Below are 17,498 nucleotides of genomic sequence, written 5' to 3' on the forward strand. Positions count from 1 at the left end.
TGGCGAGGATGCCAGCGGTCGTCCGAACCGATAGATTTGTGTGTGACCACCAGTGCTCGACTGGTGGGTCCGACCAGCAGGTAGGGCAGTGCCCGTGTTCCGGTGCGTGACGGTCGCGCATCGGGTCGCGCATCGCGCGGCGCATCAAATGGAGGCAGGATCAACCCATGGCTAATCCGTTCGTCAAGGCATGGAAGTACCTGATGGCGCTCTTCAATGCGAAGATCGACGAGAAGGCCGACCCGAAGGTTCAGATTCAGCAGGCGATCGAGGACGCGCAGCGTCAGCACCAGGCACTTTCCCAGCAGGCCGCGTCGGTGATCGGTAACCAGCGCCAGCTGGAGATGAAGCTCAGCCGCCAGCTCGACGAGGTGGAGAAGCTCAACGCCAATGCCCGTCAGGCGGTCACGTTGGCGGATCAGGCCGCCACGGCCGGTGACGTCGAGAAGGCCACCCAGTACACCAATGCCGCCGAGGCGTTCGCCGCGCAGCTCGTCACCGCCGAGCAGGGCGTCGAGGACCTCAAGGCGCTGCACGACCAGTCGCTGCAGGCCGCCACCCAGGCCAAGAAGGCCGTCGAGCAGAACGCGATGGCCCTGCAGGCCAAGGTCGCCGAGCGGACCAAGCTGCTGAGCCAGCTCGAGCAGGCGAAGATGCAGGAGAAGGTCAGCGACTCGCTGCGCTCCATGGACAGCACGCTCTCCGCGCCGGGCAACACCCCGAACCTGGACGAGGTCCGCGACAAGATCGAGCGTCGTTACGCGGATGCGCTCGGTTCCGCCGAGCTGGCGCAGAACTCGGTGCAGGGCCGCATGATGGAGGTCCAGCAGGCCAGCGTCCAGATGGCCGGGCACAGCCGGCTCGAGCAGATCCGGGCCTCGATGAAGGGCGACGCGCTGCCCACCGGCGGCACGGCGACCCCCGCCGCAGCCCCCGCCACCCCGGCAGCACCCGCCACCCCGGCGGCCAAGCCCGATGCAGCGGGACCTGCCGCGCAGTAGTCGCGTGGTCCGATGAGGGTGAGATGACGAGTTCGAGGCGCGGCCGAGCGGGAAGTGATTCCCGTTCGGCCGCTGCCTTTTTCGCCGTCGCGGCGAACGGCGCCTCCAGCGTGGTCGCGGCCTCCGAGGCGGCCCGCACCGTGAGCGGGTCGGTGGCGTCGGCCGTGCGGAAATGGTCCGATCCCCGTGCGAAGTTGCTCCGCAGGCGGCGCCGCGCCAATCGGCGTCGGATGCGGTACGGCACCGTCTCGGGTGCCTCGGCGGTGGGCACGGTGGGCCTGGCCGTGGCGTCGGCGCCGGAATGGTCGCTGATCGTGGGTGGCGGCGCCACCGCGCTGTTCGCGGTTCCTGCGGTCGCCGCATGGCGAACCTACCGGCGGCTCAACGAGATTCCGTTGCCCGCGCGCGCCCCGGCGCGACGGGCACTGCCACCGGTCGGGTCGGCGGCACGCGAGCCGGTTGGTCGGCTGCTCGGCGCACAGACGGGTCTGCAGGAGCTGCTGGGAGTGCTCACCAGGTCCGCGCTGGTCGCGGAGGAGGACATCGAGCAGATCGGCGAGACCGCGGCGTCGGCCGCCGAGGCGCTGTTCGCGGTCGCCGATGACGTCATCGCGATGGAACGGGCGGGTGCGACGACGGCCGGGCTGCAGCTCGGCGACGCGATCGAGGCCACGGCGGCCCGGCTGTCGGCAGGCGTGGAGCAGTACGAGGAGCTCCTCGCCTCCGTGGCGAAGATGACGGTGCCTGCCACGGCCGATTCGCTCGGAGCCCTCGAAAGGCAGCGGTCCGAGATGCTGTCGGCGTCGGATCGTTTGGAGGGGTTGGCCGGGGCGCTCGAGGAGATCGAGGCGATCAGGCGCAGGCACCGCGCCTAGTCGTCGACGCCGCGCGCGGCCAGTGCCTCGCCCATCGCGTCGGCCGTGCGCAGCGCGCCCACCACGACCGGCACCGCGAGTGCGCGCAGCGAGAATCCCAGGCCCCTGGCCTTTCTCGCCTCCGTCACGTCGGAGACGAGGCCGCTGAGCAGGGGGATGCACCGGAGGGTCATGGCGAGCACGAGTCCCACCCGCTCCGGGTTGACGCCGAACCGCCTCAGCGGGGCCAGCATTCGCGCCACCGCGTCCAGCATGTCCATCACCCTCGTGGTGAGCGTGACCAGCGCGGCGAGCGCCACCGACAGCAGCAGCACCCCGCACACCACCAGTGCGCGCTGCCAACCGGTGAAGATCACCTGGAAGGCGCCGACGAACAGGAGCATCCAGATGGCCGGGCGCAGCTGCCCGAGGGTGAGCCGCCATGGGATGCGCGCCGTCGCGAATCCCGCCGCCACCAGCAGCGCGGCGGGGACGAGTTGCCAGGGGGAGCGCACCGCCGCCGCGAGCGCGATGAGCGCCACGACGAGGCAGGCGAGCTTGGCTCCTGCGGGCGCTCGGTGCAGGAGCGAGGAGCCAGGGTGGTAGATGCCGAGCGTGGTCATCCGATCAGTCGCCGGTAGAAGCCGATCGCCTCGTCCGGGGCGCCGTCCGCGACCACGCGGCCCGAATCGATCACCAGCACCCGGTCGAAGTCGCCGAGCAGGTCTAGCTGGTGGGTCACCGCGATCACCTGCTGGCTCAGCGTCGCAAAGGTCTCGGCGACCAGTCTGGTGTTGCGCAGGTCGAGCAGTGTGGTCGGCTCGTCGGCAACGATCAGCTCGGGGTCGGTGACCATGATCGCGGCGAGGGCGAGCAGCTGCTTCTGGCCACCGGAGAGCAGATGTGTCGGGTGCTCGGCGTGCCCGGCCAGCCCGAACGTCTCGAGCACCGTCGCGACCCGGGCCGCCCGATCGGCAGCGGGAATCGAGCTGCGGCGCAACGAGAACGCGATGTCCTCCGCGACCGTCGGCATGATGATCTGATGGTCAGGGTCGGTGAACACGAAGCCGACCTTGCGCCTCACCTTGCGGCCCTCGCGCGCGGTGTCGAGGCCGTCCACCGTGACCCGACCGCCACTCGGTGTCACCAGGCCATTGATCATCCGGGCCAGGGTGGACTTGCCGCTGCCGTTCGCGCCGATGACCCCGATCCGCGCCTCGGTGAGGACCAGATCGACATCCGCGAGCACGGCGCGCTCACCGTAGTGGTGGGCGACGGACTCGAAGCGGATCTCGGGCATCGGCGGGACTAGACGACGTCGGCGGGCGTGCGGGCGGGTGCCGCCGACGTCAGCAACGCCGGGTAGGCGCGATGCACCTGGGCGGCCACGACCGCCGCGATGACGGCCTTGAGGAGGTCGCCGGGGACGAAGGTGCCGTTGGCGCTCAGCGCCTGCCAGAAGGTGAGGTCGCTGCGGAGCATCATGCCCGCGATGCCGAAGGCGTAGATCACCACGATCCCGCCGAGCGCGTTGATGACGATGCCGATGAAGACGTTGTAGCGGGGCAGCATCTTGACGGTGAGCCAGCCGATCAGCGCGACAGCCGGAATCCAGCCGATGAGGAATCCACCGGTGACGCTGGACAGCGAGGTGAGCGAGGTCCGGCCGCCCGCGAGCACCGGCAGGGCCAGACCGAGCACGATGACGGTGAGCACGGTCAGGACGCCCTTGCGGGGTCCCAGCAGCGCGCCCGCGACCATCACGCCCAGCGTCTGCAGCGTGATGGGGACGCCGGAGGAGCCGATGGTGATCGTGCCGGGCAGCCCGAGGGCGATGATCAGGGCGGCGAACACCGCGACCTGGGCGAGGTCACGAGCGGTGTTGCGGGGGGCGCCTGCGGTGCGTGTAGACACGAGCGGTCGAGCTCCTTGCGAGTACGTGGGGACAACCCGCTGAGCCTATGCCAGCGGCAGGTACCCGCGGTGTTCACCCGGACCGCCGCGACGTCGGCGCCCTAAGGGATCACCCTGATCTTTCCCTGATCTTGCCTCTGAGCTGGTGCTTTTCTTATCGAGTCCTGCCAGGCTGGACGCATCGGGCCGTCAAGTGCGGCGGTCGGATCGAGTGAACGGAGAACCCGGTGTTCTGGAAGATCGTAGGTATTGTCGCCCTCGTCTGGATCGCGCTCGCCGTGGTCGGCGCGCTGGTCAAGGGGCTGTTCTGGGTTCTGGTCGTCGGTGCGGTGGTATTCGGGCTGTACCTGCTCTTCAAGGCGATGTCCGACAGCGACACGAAGGACGTCACCCGGCTCTAGCGCGGCGCCGCGCGGTACCGCCCGGGGCCGGGCATGCTGAGGCGCATGGAGCCGATTCCCGAGGACTGGAAGCGGGGCGTCGTCATCGTCGCCCACCCCGACGACATCGAGTACGGGGCCGCCGCGGCGGTGGCCCGCTGGACCGGACAGGGCAAGGACATCCGGTACGTCCTCGCGACCAGCGGTGAGGCGGGCATCGCGGGCCTGCCGCCCGCCGAGTGTGGGCCGCTGCGCGAGGAGGAGGAACGTCGCTCGGCGGCCGTCGTCGGTGTCGACGAGGTCGAATTCCTTGGCCACCCCGACGGCAGACTCCAGGAGGGGCTGGACCTGCGACGCGATCTGGCGGGGGCGATCCGGCGGCATCGGCCCGAGTTCGTGCTCACCATGAATCATCGCGAGACCTGGGGGCCGGGCTTCCTCAACAGTGCTGACCATCGGGCGCTCGGGCAGAGCGTGCTCGACGCGGTGTCCGACGCGGCCAACGAGTGGATCTTTCCCGAGCTCACCGAACCGCAGTGGACGGGCGTGCAGTGGGTGGCGGTCAACGTCATGGTCGGGGCCACGCACGCCGTCGACGTCAGCGCCGCGATCGACACCGCGGTGGCGTCGCTCGCCGAACACAGCCGTTACCTGCAGGCGCTCAGCGACGTCCCGGTGCTGGACCAGGCGCGGGCGCAGATCGAGATGGCGACCGGTCCGAGGGACGGTTTCGCGGCCGATCGTGCCGTCGGTTTCGAGCTGTTCCAGTTCTGACGACCAGTGGATGGGCAACTGCGTGTGGAACTCGAACCGAACATGGACGAAGCAGAGAGGTTGTATCCAAGGGTTCTCGCCCGCATGACGCAGTTGATGCGCGAGGTCGACGAGCACGGTGATGGGGGACCGGCGTCTGAACGCGCCGCAGAAGACATCAGACGGCTCACGTCCAAGACGGTCGAGCCTTCCGAGCTTCTCTACGCATGGGAAAGCGAAGGCGAGGAGGTCCTCGCCTTTCGGCTCAGTCTCCCGGATCCGCCAGTCGTGGAAGACATCTCATATGCCGAGCTGATAACACTGGTTCACCGGGCGATGACACACCCGGTGCCCATCGCAGACGGTTTCGCCGGCAGCTTCGGTCCGTATCTCGATCGCTGGTATGCCGCGCTGTTGCGTCGAAATTGCACCCGATACCGTCCACAGCTGTTCAACCGTCGCCGAAGTCCGGGCGGAGACTGGTATGACCCCAGCGCTGAGGAAATCGCCACCGCCATCCGTCCGCGGGATTCCTGATCGACCAGTCGGCCGATGCACTCGCCGAGGTGGATTGAACGCCCACCTCGGCGAGCGGACCGTCAGCGGATCGGTGCCCCGACGATGACGGATCCGGCGCCGGGGACCGCCTCGATGTCGATCGGCAGCGGGGCGACCCGCTCGCCGTCGGCGTACGCGGTGATGCCCGCCGCCTCGAGCCGGACCCGGCGGGACCGGAACGTCTGAACCTCGTCCAGGTCGACGTGGGTGCCCTTATAGACCGTCGGGAACAGGCGAACCAGCCGCAACCGGCTGCTCGCCGCCACCACGGTGACGTCCAGCAGTCCGTCGGTGACCTCCGCGTTCGGGGTGATCAGCATGCCGCCGCCATAGGAGGTGCCGTTGCCGACCGTGACCATCGCCGCGTCCAGCTCGATCGTCTGGTCGTCGAGCACGATCCGGTAGGGGATCGGGCGCAGCTGCGCCAGCTCGACGAGCATCGCGACGTTGTAGCGCATCGGACCGCGGGGCCACCGCAGCCGGTTCGCCCGGTCGGTGACAAGCGAGTCGAAGCCGCTGGAGAGCACGGTGCCGAACCAGCGGTCGCCGATCTTGCCGAGATCGATCGTCTCGGTGGTGCCGCGGGCGATGACATCGGCGGCGGCGGCCGGGTCGTCGACCGGGATGTGGAACAGCCGGGCGTGGTCGTTGCCGGTGCCGCCGGGGATGATGCCGAGCGGGATGCCGCTCTGGGCCAGGGCCTGCCAGGCGATGCTGATCAGCCCGTCGCCGCCGGCCGCGACCAACGCGTCGGTGCCGTCGGCGACCGCCTTCCGTGCCAGCTCGAGTGCCTCGGCCGCGGAGTCTCCCTCGATCTCGGAGACCTGCACGCCGAGCTCGCGTAGTCGGGCGATCGCGGCCGCGGCGGCCTCAGGGGCGTGGCCATTGCCTGCGGCGGGGTTCGTCAGAACCGTGACTGATCTCATGGAATCAGCTTGCCAGGGTTGAGGATTCCGGTGGGATCAACGGCGTCCTTGACTGCCTGGAGCACCCGTCCGCCCAGCTCGCCGACCTCGTCCGACATCCACGGACGGTGATCGCGCCCGACGGCGTGGTGGTGGGTGATGGTGGCGCCGACGGAGACGATCGCGTCGCCCGCGGCCTTCTTCGCCGCCGCCCACTGGGGCAGCGGATCGGCGGTCTGTGCGCAGACCACGGTGAAGTAGAGGGAGGCGCCGGTCGGGTAGGTGTGCGAGATGTGGCACATCACCAACGCCGGGGTGCCCTGTGCGGTCAGCGATTCGGTGAGCGCGCTGGTGACGGCAGTGCGCAGGTTCGACAGGTTCGACCAGGTGGTGGCCGTCTCCAGGGTCTCCACGATGGCGCCCGCGTTGAGCAGCGCATCGCGCAGGTACGGCGCGTCGTAGCGGCCGTGCTCCCAGGCCCTGGCGGGCTGCTCGCCCAGGTCGGTGCCGCCCGCGGCGGCGAGCAGTGCGCTCGCCTCGGTGTGCCGGGACTCGACGTGCGCTGTGGTGCCCTCGAAGGTGGTGATCGCCAGGCAGCCCGCCGCGGGGCTCTCGCCGCCGACGTCGCCCGCCAGCGCCAGGTTGAGGCCGGTCTCGGCCTCGTCGGACAGTCGCATCACGGTCGGGGTCGCGCCGGTCTGGATCACCGTGCGCAGCGCGGCGGCACCGGTCTCGAAATCGGGGAACGACCAGGCCCGGTAGGCGGTGGTCTCGGGGACCGGGTGCACCCGAACGGCGACCTCGGTGATGATCCCGAACGCGCCCTCCGACCCGACGAACAGCTCGCGCAGGTCCGGTCCGGCGGCGGACGCGGGCGCCCGGCCGAGATCGAGATCGCCGGTGGGGGTGGCGACCCGGATCCGCTGGACCATGTCGTCGAAGCGGCCGTAACCGGCGGAGGCCTGGCCGGAGGACCTGGTCGCGGCGAACCCGCCGATCGTGGCGAACTGGAAGCTCTGCGGGAAGTGGCCGAGCGAGAAGCCGTGCGTGCCGAGGAGTTGCTCGGCCTGCGGGCCGGTGACGCCTGCCTGCAGGGTCGCGATGCCGGACACGGTGTCGAGCTCGAGCAGCGCGTCCAGGCGGCGCAGGTCGAGGGCGATCACCTCGTCGAATCCGCCGCGCGCCGGGTCGACGCCGCCGACGACGCTGGTGCCACCGCCGAAGGGCACCACCGCGATCGACTCGGCCGCGCAGTACCGCAGCAGGGCGAGCACCTCGTCGTGTGAGCCGGGCATGACCACCGCGTCGGGGGCATCCTGCGGCTCGGTATCCTTGCGGCGCAACAGGTCCGGCGTGCTCTTGCCGCCGGCATGGCGGAGCCGGGTCGCGTCGTCGGTGTGCACGTGCTCGGAGCCGATCAGCTCGTCGAGGTCGGTGCGGTGGCCCTCGGTCAGGCTGGTCGGGCGCAGCACCGCGGCCGACTCCTCGGGCGGCGGCGACTGCTCGGCGCTGACGCCGAGTGCGGATCGGAGCAGGGTGAGCACCTGCGGCGAGAGCTGCTTGCGGAACTCGGCGACTCCCCAGGCGTCCCACTCCATGGTGGGTGCAGCGGTGTCGGGGAACTGCGGAGTGGAGGCTGATTGCGGAGCTGCGGTGTCGGGCATGCGTTACAGTGTTACATACGATGTCTATCCGTAACGCTGATCCGCAGACTGCAGCTGCAGCGCCCACCGTCGACGACCTCATTCTCGACGCAACCCGAGCCTGCGTGCTCGAGTTTGGCCTGAGACGGACCACCCTGGCCGAGATCGCCCGCCGCGCGGGGGTGAGCCGACCCACCGTGTACCGCCGCTGGCCCGACACCAAGGCCGTCGTCGCGGACCTGCTGACCAGGGAGATCGAGCAGGCGCTGCCGGAGATGTCCGGGTCGGGGAATGCGCGTGAGCTGTTGGTGCGCGGCGTGGCGGAGACCGCCGAGACGGTCCGGACCCACCCGCTGTTCGTCAAGATCCTGCGCTCGGACCCCGAACTGCTCATCACCTACATCGTCGACCGGCTCGGGGCGAGCCAGCGGGCGATCGTCGAGACGCTCACCCCGGTCGTTCTGGTCGGGCAACGCGACGGCTCGATTCGCGCGGGTGATGCCACCGGCATCGCCACCATGATCCTGCTGATGGCGCAGTCGGCCGTGCAGTCCGCCGGCATGGTCGCGGAGATTCTGCCGCCGAAGGCGCTGATCGCGGAGCTTGCGCACGCGGTCGACGCGTACCTCAGACCACCCCTCACATAGGAGCAACGGTGAACCAGCAATCGAAGTCGGCGCTGAACGCGGACCGGCGCAGCCGGGAACTGTCCGGGCTCGGCGACGGGACCGCGGTGGACGTGCTCGTCGTCGGCGGCGGCATCACCGGTGTCGGTACCGCCCTCGACGCCGCCTCGCGCGGCCTGCGGGTGGTGCTCGTCGACAAGCACGACCTGGCGTTCGGGACGAGCCGGTGGAGTTCCAAGCTCGCCCACGGCGGGTTGCGCTACCTGGCCTCGGGAAATGTCGGCATCGCGCGGGAGAGCGCCGTCGAGCGCGGGATCCTGATGACGAGCACCGCGCCGCACCTGGTGCGGGCGATGCCGCAGCTCGTTCCGCTGCTGCCGTCGGTCGGGGCCTTCGAGAAGACCCTGGTGCGAACCGGATTCCTGGCGGGCGACGTGCTGCGGGCGACGGCCCGGACGTCGACGAAGGTGTTGCCGCGCTCGCGCCGGGTGTCCGCCGACCGCGCCGCGGAGCTCGCGCCCGCGGTCCGGCGGGACGGCCTGCGCGGCGGGCTGCTGGCGTTCGACGGCCAGCTGATCGACGATGCCAGGCTGGTGGTGGCCATCGCGCGCACCGCTGCGCAGCACGGCGCCACCGTGCTGACCCGGGTGGGCGCGTACGACGTGACCGGTACCTCGGCGCGGCTGCGCGATGAGCAGACCGGCGAGGAACTGACGATCCGGGCGCGCGCGGTGGTGAACGCGGCGGGGGTCTGGGCCGGGCAGGTCGATCCCGACATCCGGCTGAAGCCGAGCCGGGGAACCCACCTGGTGTTGCCTGCGCAGGCGCTGGGGAATCCCACCGCTGCGCTGACGGTGCCGATCCCGGGCGAGACCAACCGATTCGTGTTCGCGCTGCCCGCGCAGCTCGGGCGGGTCTACCTCGGCCTGACCGACGAGGCGATCGAGGGCGAGATCCCCGACGTGCCACAGGCGGCGGACTTCGAGATCGACTTCCTGCTCGACACGGTGAACACCGCGCTGGGTACGCCGCTGACCCGAGCGGACGTGCTGGCGACCTATTCGGGCCTGCGGCCGCTTCTCGACACCGGTGAGGGCTCCACCGCCGATCTCTCGCGCAACCACGCGGTGCTCCGCTCGTCGAACGGCGTCATCAGCGTGGTCGGCGGCAAGCTCACCACCTATCGGAAGATGGCGCAGGACGCGGTCGACGCGGCCGTCCGCGCGGGAGGTCTCGTGGCGCGGCCGTGTGTGACCACGAAGCTCCCGGTGGTCGGCGCGGGGCCGGTCGCCGGCGACCTGCCCGCCTCGCTCGTCGCCCGCTACGGCAGCGAGTCGGCACAGGTGGCGGCTGCGGGCGAGCTCACCCCGATCGCGGAGGGCATCGACGTCACGCACGCCGAGCTGGCCTTCGCGGTCAGCCACGAGGGCGCCCTCGACGTCGACGACCTGCTGGACCGGCGGACCCGGATCGGGCTGGTGCCCGCGGATCGCGAACGTGCGACGGAGGCGGCCGAGGCCGCGCTCAACGGCTGACGGCTGAACGGTTGACGGCGAGGATTTTCGGGGTTTGTCCGCGACCCCGGCAATTGAGGACCGTTTCTGACCGCAATTGCTCGTAGCGTCATCCCTACCAACAGACAAGGGAAGGCCGATCACATGAGCACCGTTCAGAACGCCGCCGCACAGTCCACCGTCACCGGAGAGCATGCCGACATCCTGGCGATGCTGGCCGATCAGCGCCAGACGTTCCTCATCACATTTCGGGGACTCGACGACGCGCAGGCTCGGACGCGGTCGACGGCGAGCGAACTCACCTTGATCGCCCTCGTCAAGCACGTCGCCACCGTGGAGCGGCACTGGATCGAGACGATGCTCGAGCCCGACGAGAACGCCGAGTTCGACATGGAGACCGCCACCGCGGCGTGGACCGTGGGCGAGGACGAGACCTTGGCCTCGCTGCTCGAGGACTACGCGGCAGTCGCGCGCGCGACGGAGGCCGCGGTGTCGGGGGTGCCGGACCTGGGCGCGCTCATCCCGATGCCGACCGCGCCGTGGGCCCCCGAGCGCGAGTGGTGGACGGCCCGAAAGATCCTGCTGCACATCCTCCGGGAGACCGCGCAGCACTCGGGTCACGCGGACATCATCCGCGAGTCGCTCGACGGCGGGAACACCACCATGCAGATGGGGGCCGACGCAGGCATGGAGTTCTAGCGGGGGAGGTCGCGCTCGGCGGCGACTCCGAAGTAGTCGCCGCCCTTGTGCTCCGGGTTGTGGGTGCCCCACGCGCGGACCCTGTCGATCGGCACCAATCGGGGGATGTGCTTGCGGCAGTGGATGTATGCCTCCTCGACGTGAACGAGGACCCACCGCTCCGCGCGGCGGCCGCGCACCCGCTCCGTCGGAATGTCCGGGTGCGCGCGGCGCAGCTCGTCATCGGCGACGATCTGCGCCGTGCCGTTGACGTGCAGGCCGATCAGATCGGTGACGAAATCCGCCATGAACAGCCCGATGTGCGGGTTCTCGACGATATTTCCCAGGCTGGCCATCACCCCGTTGCCCTGGTACTCGGGATATCCGACGAGGTCCGTGGCGAAGACCTGGACGAAGCCCGGTGGGCCGGCCCGCAGCGACACATCGCAGGTTCCATCCGACGCGGACGTGCCGACGAACAGCAGGTCCATTCTCGCGATGAACTCGATCATCGCGGGGTTCAGGTGGGCGCACATCTGGCGGTCGTAGAAACGGTCGGCGCGGAACGAGGTCCCCAGGTCGTCCTGCATCGTCCGCTCGCCGTTGGTTCCGTTCGCCGGGAGTTCGGCGCTGGACATCGTGGTTCTCCTCGAGTCGAGGCATGTGGTGCGAAGCGATCACCCTCATGCTCCGTCCGCCCCAGGGTCCGCCACCACCGACCCTGGGGTGACGATCCGCCACCCTCGGGGTGGCCCGCCTCGGTGCCGCGCGGATCCGGCCCGCCGGGAGTAGCGTCGGAGTTCGTGAGCATTCGACTCGGATATCAGATGCCCAACTTCAGCTACTCGCGGTCGGTGCGGGAGCTGTTCCCCACCGTGATCGCCCAAGCCCGCGAGGCCGAGGCGGCCGGATTCGACACCGCGTTCGTGATGGACCACTTCTATCAGCTGCCCGGCATCGGGGAGCCCGACGAACCGATGCTCGAGGCCTACACCGCGCTGGCAGGGCTGGCGGCGTCGACCCAGAGCATCCAGCTCTCGGCGCTCGTCACCGGCAACACCTATCGCAACCCGCCCATGCTCGCCAAGACGGTGACGACCCTGGACGTCGTCAGCGGCGGGCGGGCCGTGCTGGGCATCGGAGCCGGCTGGTTCGAGCTCGAACACCGCCAGTTCGGTTATGAGTTCGGCACTTTCACCGATCGCTTCGAGCGGCTCGGCGAGGCGTTGGAGATCATCGTGCCGATGCTGCGCGGGCAGCGGCCGACGTTCGAGGGCAAGTGGTACCGGACCGAGGCGGCGATCAACGAACCGCGGATCCGCGACGATCTCCCCATCCTGATCGGCGGCAGCGGAGAGAAGAAGACCTTCGCATATGCCGCCCGGTTCGCCGACCATCTCAACGTCATCTGCAACGCATCCGAGCTGCCCCGCAAACTCGACGCGCTCGAGGCGCGCTGCGCGGAGATCGGCCGGGACCGCAGCACGCTGGAGACGAGCTTCCTGGCGTTCGTGATGATCGACGAGGACGGCGATCGCGCCCGCCGCCTGCAACGGGACTTCCTGCTCGCCCGCGGCATCGACCTGAGCGCGCTCGACGAGGACGAACGCGCCGCCGCGACGGACCGGCAGTTCGTCGGCGATCCCGACGACGTGGCCGAGCAGATCGCGTCGCGGGTCCTCGATCGCGGGATCGACGGCGTCATCATCAACCTGGTCGCGAACGGCCACGAGCCGGGCATCGTCGAGCTGGCGGGCCGGACCCTGGGCGGGTTGGTGCGCCGCTAGGAGGAGGCGAGCGGCGGTCATGGCGCTCGGGCCGCTGTGGCACGCTGACCGGATGCGAGTCGCCGTCGTCGCCGGACCGGATCCGGGTCATGCCATTCCAGCCATTGCGCTCTGCCTGAGATTCATTGCGGCCGGTGACGATCCCGTTCTCTTCACCGGGGTCCGCTGGTTGGAGGCGGCGCGGGAGGCCGGCATCACCGCGCGCAAGCTCAAGGGCCTGGCGCCGCGCCCCGAGGACGACGACATGGACGCGGGTCAGCGCATCCACTCGCGGGCGGCGCACATCTCGACCGAGGTGCTGCCGGACCTGAGCGCGATGCTCCCTGACCTGGTGGTGTCCGACATCCTCACCGCGGGCGGCGGGATGGCGGCCGAACGCCTCGACGTGCCATGGGTGGAGCTGTCGCCGCACCCCCTGTATTCGGCATCGAAGGGGCTGCCGCCCATCGGCAGCGGCCTCGCGCCGGGCGAGGGCCTGCGTGGCCAGGCCAGGGACGCGCTGATGCGCGCGGCCACCGCGCGCTCGATCCGCCAGGGCGCACGCCAGCGATCCGCCGCCCGGGTCGGCGTCGGGCTGCCCGCGACGGACCCCGGCCCGGTCGCCCGGCTGATCGCCACCCTGCCCGCGCTGGAGGTACCGCGGCCGGACTGGCCGGAGAACGCGCACGTGGTCGGCCCGCTGCTGTGGGAGCCGACCTCGGACCTGCTGACGCCGCCGCCGGGCGACGAGCCGCTGGTGATGATCGCGCCCTCGACCGCGTTCACCGGCGCCGAGGGCATGCTGGAGACGGCGCTGAAGGCCCTCGACGGCGCGGGCGTGCGGGTGGTCGCCTCGATGCTCGACGCGCCGCCGACCGACCTGCCCGACTGGGCCCGAGCCGGGCTGGGCAGGCAGGACGCGTTGCTCGCGCAGTCCGCCGCTGTCGTGTGCGGCGGCGGGCACGGCATGCTCGCCAAGACCCTGCTGGCCGGGGTTCCCGCGGTCACGGTGCCCGGCGGAGGGGACCAATGGGAACTGGCGAACCGCGCGTCCAGGCAGGGCAGCGCGGTGGTGGTGCGCCCGCTCGGGGTGGACGCCCTGCGCGAGGCCGTCCTGCGCGTGCTGTCCGAACCCGGGTTCGGAGCGGCCGCGGCGGGCGCGGCGGCAGGCCTGACCGAGGTGGCGGACCCGGTGGCGGTGTGCAGGGCGGCGGCCCGGTGACGGTGCGCGCTACCGTTGCCGTGTGCGACTGACCGAGTTCAACGAGATGGTCCACAGCGAGTTCGGCCGACTGTACGGCGACTCGCTGCTGGTGGACCACGTCCTGATCAGCCTCGACGGCAAGACCGCGGCCGAGGCCATCGAGGCAGGTCGCGATCCCCGCGAGGTCTGGCGCGCGCTGTGTGCCGAGTTCGAGGTCCCGCGCGCCCGCTGGTGAAACCGGATCCGTCGATCGGTCCGGCGCCACGCCGCCGCGGATGTTGACTCGAACAGGTGTTCCCCTATGCTGGGGTGTGTTCGGTGATCGCCCGGATCGGTGACCTTGTCCCTGGACAAGTCGACTGATCACGAACTTGTCGGTACCCCGCTCTAACGTGACGGCATCGCTTGAAACAGATCGCTGATGAATCCCAGATCGCTGGACGAGTCGTTGACTTAAGGAGAACCGAAGATGGCACCACAGGCACACGATCGCGACAAGGCGCTCGAGCTCGCACTGGCGCAGATCGACAAGAACTTCGGCAAGGGTTCGGTGATGCGCCTCGGGGACGAGTCTCGTCAGCCCATCGCGGTGATCCCGACCGGCTCGATCGCGCTGGATGTCGCCCTCGGCATCGGCGGTCTGCCGCGCGGTCGTGTGATCGAGATCTACGGTCCGGAATCCTCCGGTAAGACCACGGTCGCCCTGCACGCGGTCGCCAACGCACAGGCCAACGGCGGAATCGCGGCCTTCATCGACGCCGAGCACGCGCTCGATCCGGATTACGCCAAGAAGCTCGGCGTCGACACCGATGCGCTGCTGGTCTCCCAGCCGGACACCGGTGAGCAGGCGCTGGAGATCACGGACATGCTGATCCGTTCCGGCGCGCTCGACATCCTGGTAGTCGACTCGGTGGCGGCGCTGGTGCCGCGCGCCGAGATCGAGGGCGAGATGGGCGACAGCCACGTCGGTCTGCAGGCCCGCCTGATGAGCCAGGCGCTGCGCAAGATCACGGGTGCGATGAGCAACTCCGGCACCACCGTCATCTTCATCAACCAGCTGCGCGAGAAGATCGGTGTCATGTTCGGCTCGCCGGAGACCACCACCGGTGGTAAGGCGCTGAAGTTCTATGCGTCCGTCCGCATGGACATCCGGCGAATCGAGACGTTGAAGGACGGCTCCGACGCGGTCGGTAACCGCACCCGCATCAAGGTCGTCAAGAACAAGATGGCGCCGCCGTTCAAGCAGGCCGAGTTCGACATCCTCTACGGTCACGGGATCAGCAAGGAAGGCTCGCTGATCGACATGGGCGTCGAGCATGGCTTCATCCGGAAGTCGGGCTCCTGGTTCACCTATGAGGGCGACCAGCTGGGCCAGGGCAAGGAGAACGCCCGGAAGTTCCTGCTGGAGAACACCGACATCCGCGACGAGATCGAGAAGAAGATCAAGGAAAAGCTGGGCATCGGCGCCGACGTGACGGCGGACGCGGCGCCTGCTGCCCCGGTCGACTTCTAGGACCACCGTGCGCTCCGGTGACGATGCCCCCCGGACTCCCGCCGCTCAGGAGGCGCAGGCAAAGGATGTGTGCCTGCGCCTCTTGACGGATCGGGCGCGTAGCCGGGCGGAGCTGGCGAAGAAGCTCGCGGACAAGGGCTTCGACGAGGATGTCGCCGTGCGGGTGCTCGATCGGCTCACCGTGGTCGGCCTGATCGACGATGCGTCCTTCGCCGCCCAATGGGTGCATTCGCGGCACACCTTCTCCGGCAAGGGGAAGCGCGCGCTTGCGATGGAACTGCGCACCAAGGGGGTCGCGCCGGAGATCGCCGCGCAGGCGCTCGACCAGATCGACGGTGACGACGAGCGTGCCCGCGCCATCGAACTGGTGCAGCGGAAGCTGCGCACCATGTCCCTGGACTTCGAGGTGGACGGACCTGGCGGGCGCAGCAGCGAACGGGACCGGGCCGTACGCCGGCTGGTGTCCATGCTGGCCCGCCGCGGCTACCCGCAGTCGATGGCCTTCGATGTGGTGAAGAGCGAACTCGCGCAGGCCGGTTCGGAGCTCGACGGCCTGGTGGACGGCTAGGGCGTCCCTCCCGCGGCCGGGAGGACCCCCACCCTCCTGAGCTCGTCCAGCATCGACGTGCGGGTCAGGTACGCCGCAATCCGCAGTTCATCGCCGCGTCGGCGCAGCAGGAAGTCCGAAGCCATCGTGAGGGTGACGGGGTCCGAGGAGCGTGGCCGTAGCGGGATGGACCAGGTGGTGCTGGCGAGACAGTAGTGCTCGCCCAGCCAGGTGGCGGAGTGCGAGGCGAGGGTGGTGCCGCCGTAGCCGATCGCCTCGAACAGCTCCGAACGTGCGGAGATGCCGGCGAGCAACTGTTCGCGGCTGATGTGCTGGTTGCCGTCCGGATCTCCGACCAGTACCTGGTCTTCGTAGAGCGGCGCGAATTGTTCGGCGCTGTCAGCGTTGGCGTAGCGCGCGAGGAAGGCTTCGATCTGAGCAGAATCGCATGATTGCATGCACTCTAATTATACCGTGGCGGAAGACGATTCGGCGTTAGGCGCGCCGCACTGCGGCTAGTGAAGAAGTGCCTAAGGTCATCGACACTCATCGTGCGCGAACCTTGGGCGAATCGTTCCTCAGATCGTTGCTCACGCTGCGAGCGACGCAGTCGCTGATTGATCTAGTCGAACCAGGGGACCGAGAGGTGCTCCAAGGCCGTGTCCGCGCTTGTCAGCGATATGGTGAGCAAGAATGTGGAGCCGTTCTCGGCGTCCTCGCGCAGAGTGACCCTATACATCCCAGGCTCTGCCGGAAGTCGCTGCGAATATCCTGCGAGCGGCGACTCATCTGCGAACTGAGCGGCCATCGACAACTGGGTGTAGTCCGTGACCCAGAGGCCTTCAGCGCCGACTTGCACAATGCCAGAAGCTTCGCGGAGTGCCTGCACGGGCGAAGACTCGGACTCAACAATCAGGTTGCTGTTCGCGTTGTCGGAGCCAGGATAAGCGACGAATAGTGAACCTCGGTTCATCTGCTCCACGAAACGCGCAAGGAGGTCGTCGAGTGCCCAATCCTCATCTACGAACCCGCGATAGGTATCCGGTGCGACTACACAGACGAAACCGTCCTCGTCCACCTGCAAACTCAGATCGATGTTGCTCACGATCCAACTCTAGGTGGGTAGGCCGGTTCGGGGCTCGACGACTAGGTCTCCTAGCCGTCGATGTCGAGTGCCGTCCCGTACAGCCGATCCACCTTCAGCCGGATCACCACGCGACGCTCGGCGACCAACTGCTCGAGGAACGCATCCTCATCCTCCGGCTTCGCGGCCTCGGGAACCATCGCGAGTAGCTCTCGCCCGATCGCATCACCCGGCGTCGTGGTGATCTCGGAGACCTCGGCCTCGCCCTCGGCCACGGCGAACGACCATACGTCGCCGCCAGGAACATGTACGGCCGCGCGCGGGTCACGTCGAAGTTGCGTGACCTTGATGCGGTCGGCCGTGGTGGAGAACCGCACGATGCGCGCTTCGGCGTCCCAGTTGTAGAGCATGGTCGTGAGATGGGGATGGCCACTGCGCTTATTGGTGGCAAGGGTGCCGAACTGCTGAGTGCGCAGCAGCTCGGAGAGTGCGTCGTCGGACAGGGTGCGGGGTGCTGGACCTTGAGCCATGACGTGGTCAACTTTCGTGTGCGCCCAG

At 69.2% G+C, this 17,498-nt stretch carries 22 protein-coding genes; 13 read left to right on the forward strand and 9 right to left on the reverse strand.

Annotated elements, in window-relative coordinates:
- Positions 1-167: 167 nt before the first annotated feature.
- Positions 168-1,001, forward strand: coding sequence for a PspA/IM30 family protein (locus ABIC28_RS05520; protein ID WP_097211193.1), 834 nt, complete (start codon positions 168-170; stop codon positions 999-1,001).
- 23 nt (positions 1,002-1,024) lie between these two features.
- Positions 1,025-1,876: a phage shock envelope stress response protein PspM gene (pspM, locus tag ABIC28_RS05525; RefSeq protein WP_245220902.1), complete on the forward strand. Its 852-nt coding sequence runs from the start codon at positions 1,025-1,027 to the stop codon at positions 1,874-1,876.
- On the opposite strand, the gene ABIC28_RS05530 is transcribed toward pspM, so the two are convergent.
- The 3 genes from ABIC28_RS05530 to ABIC28_RS05540 are packed head-to-tail and all read right to left on the reverse strand — an operon-like array spanning position 1,873 to position 3,769.
- Entirely contained in the window at positions 1,873-2,478 is a 606-nt protein-coding gene (locus tag ABIC28_RS05530; protein ID WP_097211195.1) for an energy-coupling factor transporter transmembrane component T family protein, read from the reverse strand. The genes pspM and ABIC28_RS05530 overlap by 4 nt on opposite strands.
- Positions 2,475-3,155: an energy-coupling factor ABC transporter ATP-binding protein gene (locus tag ABIC28_RS05535; RefSeq protein WP_097211196.1), complete on the reverse strand. Its 681-nt coding sequence runs from the start codon at positions 3,153-3,155 to the stop codon at positions 2,475-2,477. Before ABIC28_RS05535 ends, ABIC28_RS05530 begins: the two co-directional genes overlap by 4 nt.
- 8 nt (positions 3,156-3,163) lie before the next feature.
- Complete coding sequence (locus tag ABIC28_RS05540) at positions 3,164-3,769, reverse strand: biotin transporter BioY (RefSeq protein WP_097211197.1); 606 nt, start codon at positions 3,767-3,769, stop codon at positions 3,164-3,166.
- A 227-nt stretch (positions 3,770-3,996) separates the two neighbouring features.
- Here ABIC28_RS05540 and ABIC28_RS05545 point away from each other — a divergent pair, with 227 nt between their 5' ends.
- Genes ABIC28_RS05545 through ABIC28_RS05555 form a run of 3 tightly spaced genes read left to right on the forward strand, consistent with a single transcriptional unit; the run spans position 3,997 to position 5,439 of the window.
- Positions 3,997-4,170 (forward strand): hypothetical protein, encoded by a 174-nt coding sequence (locus ABIC28_RS05545; protein WP_169310579.1) that lies wholly within the window; start codon positions 3,997-3,999, stop codon positions 4,168-4,170.
- 45 nt (positions 4,171-4,215) lie between these two features.
- Positions 4,216-4,923, forward strand: coding sequence for a PIG-L deacetylase family protein (locus tag ABIC28_RS05550; RefSeq protein WP_097211198.1), 708 nt, complete (start codon positions 4,216-4,218; stop codon positions 4,921-4,923).
- Positions 4,924-4,947: 24 nt separating this feature from the next.
- Positions 4,948-5,439, forward strand: coding sequence for a hypothetical protein (locus tag ABIC28_RS05555; RefSeq protein ID WP_354577865.1), 492 nt, complete (start codon positions 4,948-4,950; stop codon positions 5,437-5,439).
- A gap of 62 nt (positions 5,440-5,501) precedes the next feature.
- Here ABIC28_RS05555 and ABIC28_RS05560 read toward each other — a convergent pair whose 3' ends face one another.
- The gene (locus tag ABIC28_RS05560) at positions 5,502-6,386 is read right to left on the reverse strand and encodes a diacylglycerol kinase (RefSeq protein ID WP_097211200.1); all 885 of its coding nucleotides are present in this window, start codon (positions 6,384-6,386) and stop codon (positions 5,502-5,504) included.
- Positions 6,383-7,963 (reverse strand): FAD-binding oxidoreductase, encoded by a 1,581-nt coding sequence (locus ABIC28_RS05565; RefSeq protein WP_354577989.1) that lies wholly within the window; start codon positions 7,961-7,963, stop codon positions 6,383-6,385. The genes ABIC28_RS05560 and ABIC28_RS05565 overlap by 4 nt, the downstream gene beginning before the upstream one ends.
- Positions 7,964-8,049: 86 nt before the next feature.
- Here ABIC28_RS05565 and ABIC28_RS05570 point away from each other — a divergent pair, with 86 nt between their 5' ends.
- From ABIC28_RS05570 to ABIC28_RS05580, 3 genes are all read left to right on the forward strand, one after another.
- Entirely contained in the window at positions 8,050-8,655 is a 606-nt protein-coding gene (locus tag ABIC28_RS05570; protein WP_097211202.1) for a TetR/AcrR family transcriptional regulator, read from the forward strand.
- An 8-nt stretch (positions 8,656-8,663) separates the two neighbouring features.
- On the forward strand, positions 8,664-10,169 hold the full coding sequence (locus ABIC28_RS05575; RefSeq protein WP_354577868.1) for a glycerol-3-phosphate dehydrogenase/oxidase: 1,506 nt from the start codon (positions 8,664-8,666) through the stop codon (positions 10,167-10,169).
- 123 nt (positions 10,170-10,292) lie between these two features.
- Positions 10,293-10,847, forward strand: a complete 555-nt coding sequence (locus ABIC28_RS05580) for a DinB family protein (protein ID WP_097211204.1) — start codon at positions 10,293-10,295, stop codon at positions 10,845-10,847.
- On the opposite strand, the gene ABIC28_RS05585 is transcribed toward ABIC28_RS05580, so the two are convergent.
- Positions 10,844-11,464: a pyridoxamine 5'-phosphate oxidase family protein gene (locus ABIC28_RS05585; RefSeq protein WP_097211205.1), complete on the reverse strand. Its 621-nt coding sequence runs from the start codon at positions 11,462-11,464 to the stop codon at positions 10,844-10,846. The two genes, ABIC28_RS05580 and ABIC28_RS05585, sit on opposite strands and share 4 nt — an antisense overlap.
- Before the next feature lie 165 nt (positions 11,465-11,629).
- On the opposite strand from ABIC28_RS05585, the gene ABIC28_RS05590 reads away from it, so the two are divergent.
- From ABIC28_RS05590 to recX, 5 genes are all read left to right on the forward strand, one after another.
- Positions 11,630-12,613, forward strand: coding sequence for an LLM class F420-dependent oxidoreductase (locus tag ABIC28_RS05590; protein ID WP_179800505.1), 984 nt, complete (start codon positions 11,630-11,632; stop codon positions 12,611-12,613).
- A gap of 52 nt (positions 12,614-12,665) precedes the next feature.
- Complete coding sequence (locus ABIC28_RS05595) at positions 12,666-13,814, forward strand: glycosyltransferase (protein WP_097211207.1); 1,149 nt, start codon at positions 12,666-12,668, stop codon at positions 13,812-13,814.
- A 22-nt stretch (positions 13,815-13,836) separates the two neighbouring features.
- A complete protein-coding gene (locus tag ABIC28_RS05600; RefSeq protein WP_209926143.1) occupies positions 13,837-14,031 on the forward strand; it encodes a DUF3046 domain-containing protein in 195 nt (64 codons plus the stop codon).
- A gap of 234 nt (positions 14,032-14,265) precedes the next feature.
- Positions 14,266-15,309, forward strand: a complete 1,044-nt coding sequence (recA, locus tag ABIC28_RS05605) for a recombinase RecA (protein ID WP_077041372.1) — start codon at positions 14,266-14,268, stop codon at positions 15,307-15,309.
- 7 nt (positions 15,310-15,316) lie between these two features.
- Positions 15,317-15,877, forward strand: coding sequence for a recombination regulator RecX (gene recX, locus ABIC28_RS05610; RefSeq protein WP_097211209.1), 561 nt, complete (start codon positions 15,317-15,319; stop codon positions 15,875-15,877).
- On the opposite strand, the gene ABIC28_RS05615 is transcribed toward recX, so the two are convergent.
- The 3 genes from ABIC28_RS05615 to ABIC28_RS05625 all read right to left on the reverse strand — a co-directional run bounded on the left by ABIC28_RS05615 (position 15,874) and on the right by ABIC28_RS05625 (position 17,470).
- On the reverse strand, positions 15,874-16,314 hold the full coding sequence (locus tag ABIC28_RS05615) for a DUF6841 family protein (RefSeq protein ID WP_097211210.1): 441 nt from the start codon (positions 16,312-16,314) through the stop codon (positions 15,874-15,876). The genes recX and ABIC28_RS05615 overlap by 4 nt on opposite strands.
- Positions 16,315-16,478: 164 nt before the next feature.
- The gene (locus tag ABIC28_RS05620; protein WP_209926144.1) at positions 16,479-16,961 is read right to left on the reverse strand and encodes a hypothetical protein; all 483 of its coding nucleotides are present in this window, start codon (positions 16,959-16,961) and stop codon (positions 16,479-16,481) included.
- Positions 16,962-17,011: 50 nt separating this feature from the next.
- Positions 17,012-17,470, reverse strand: coding sequence for a pyridoxamine 5'-phosphate oxidase family protein (locus tag ABIC28_RS05625; RefSeq protein WP_209926145.1), 459 nt, complete (start codon positions 17,468-17,470; stop codon positions 17,012-17,014).
- Positions 17,471-17,498 lie beyond the last annotated feature (28 nt).

Source organism: Rhodococcus sp. PvR044, from assembly GCF_040548995.1.
GTDB classification, from domain to species: domain Bacteria; phylum Actinomycetota; class Actinomycetes; order Mycobacteriales; family Mycobacteriaceae; genus Rhodococcus_G; species Rhodococcus_G oryzae.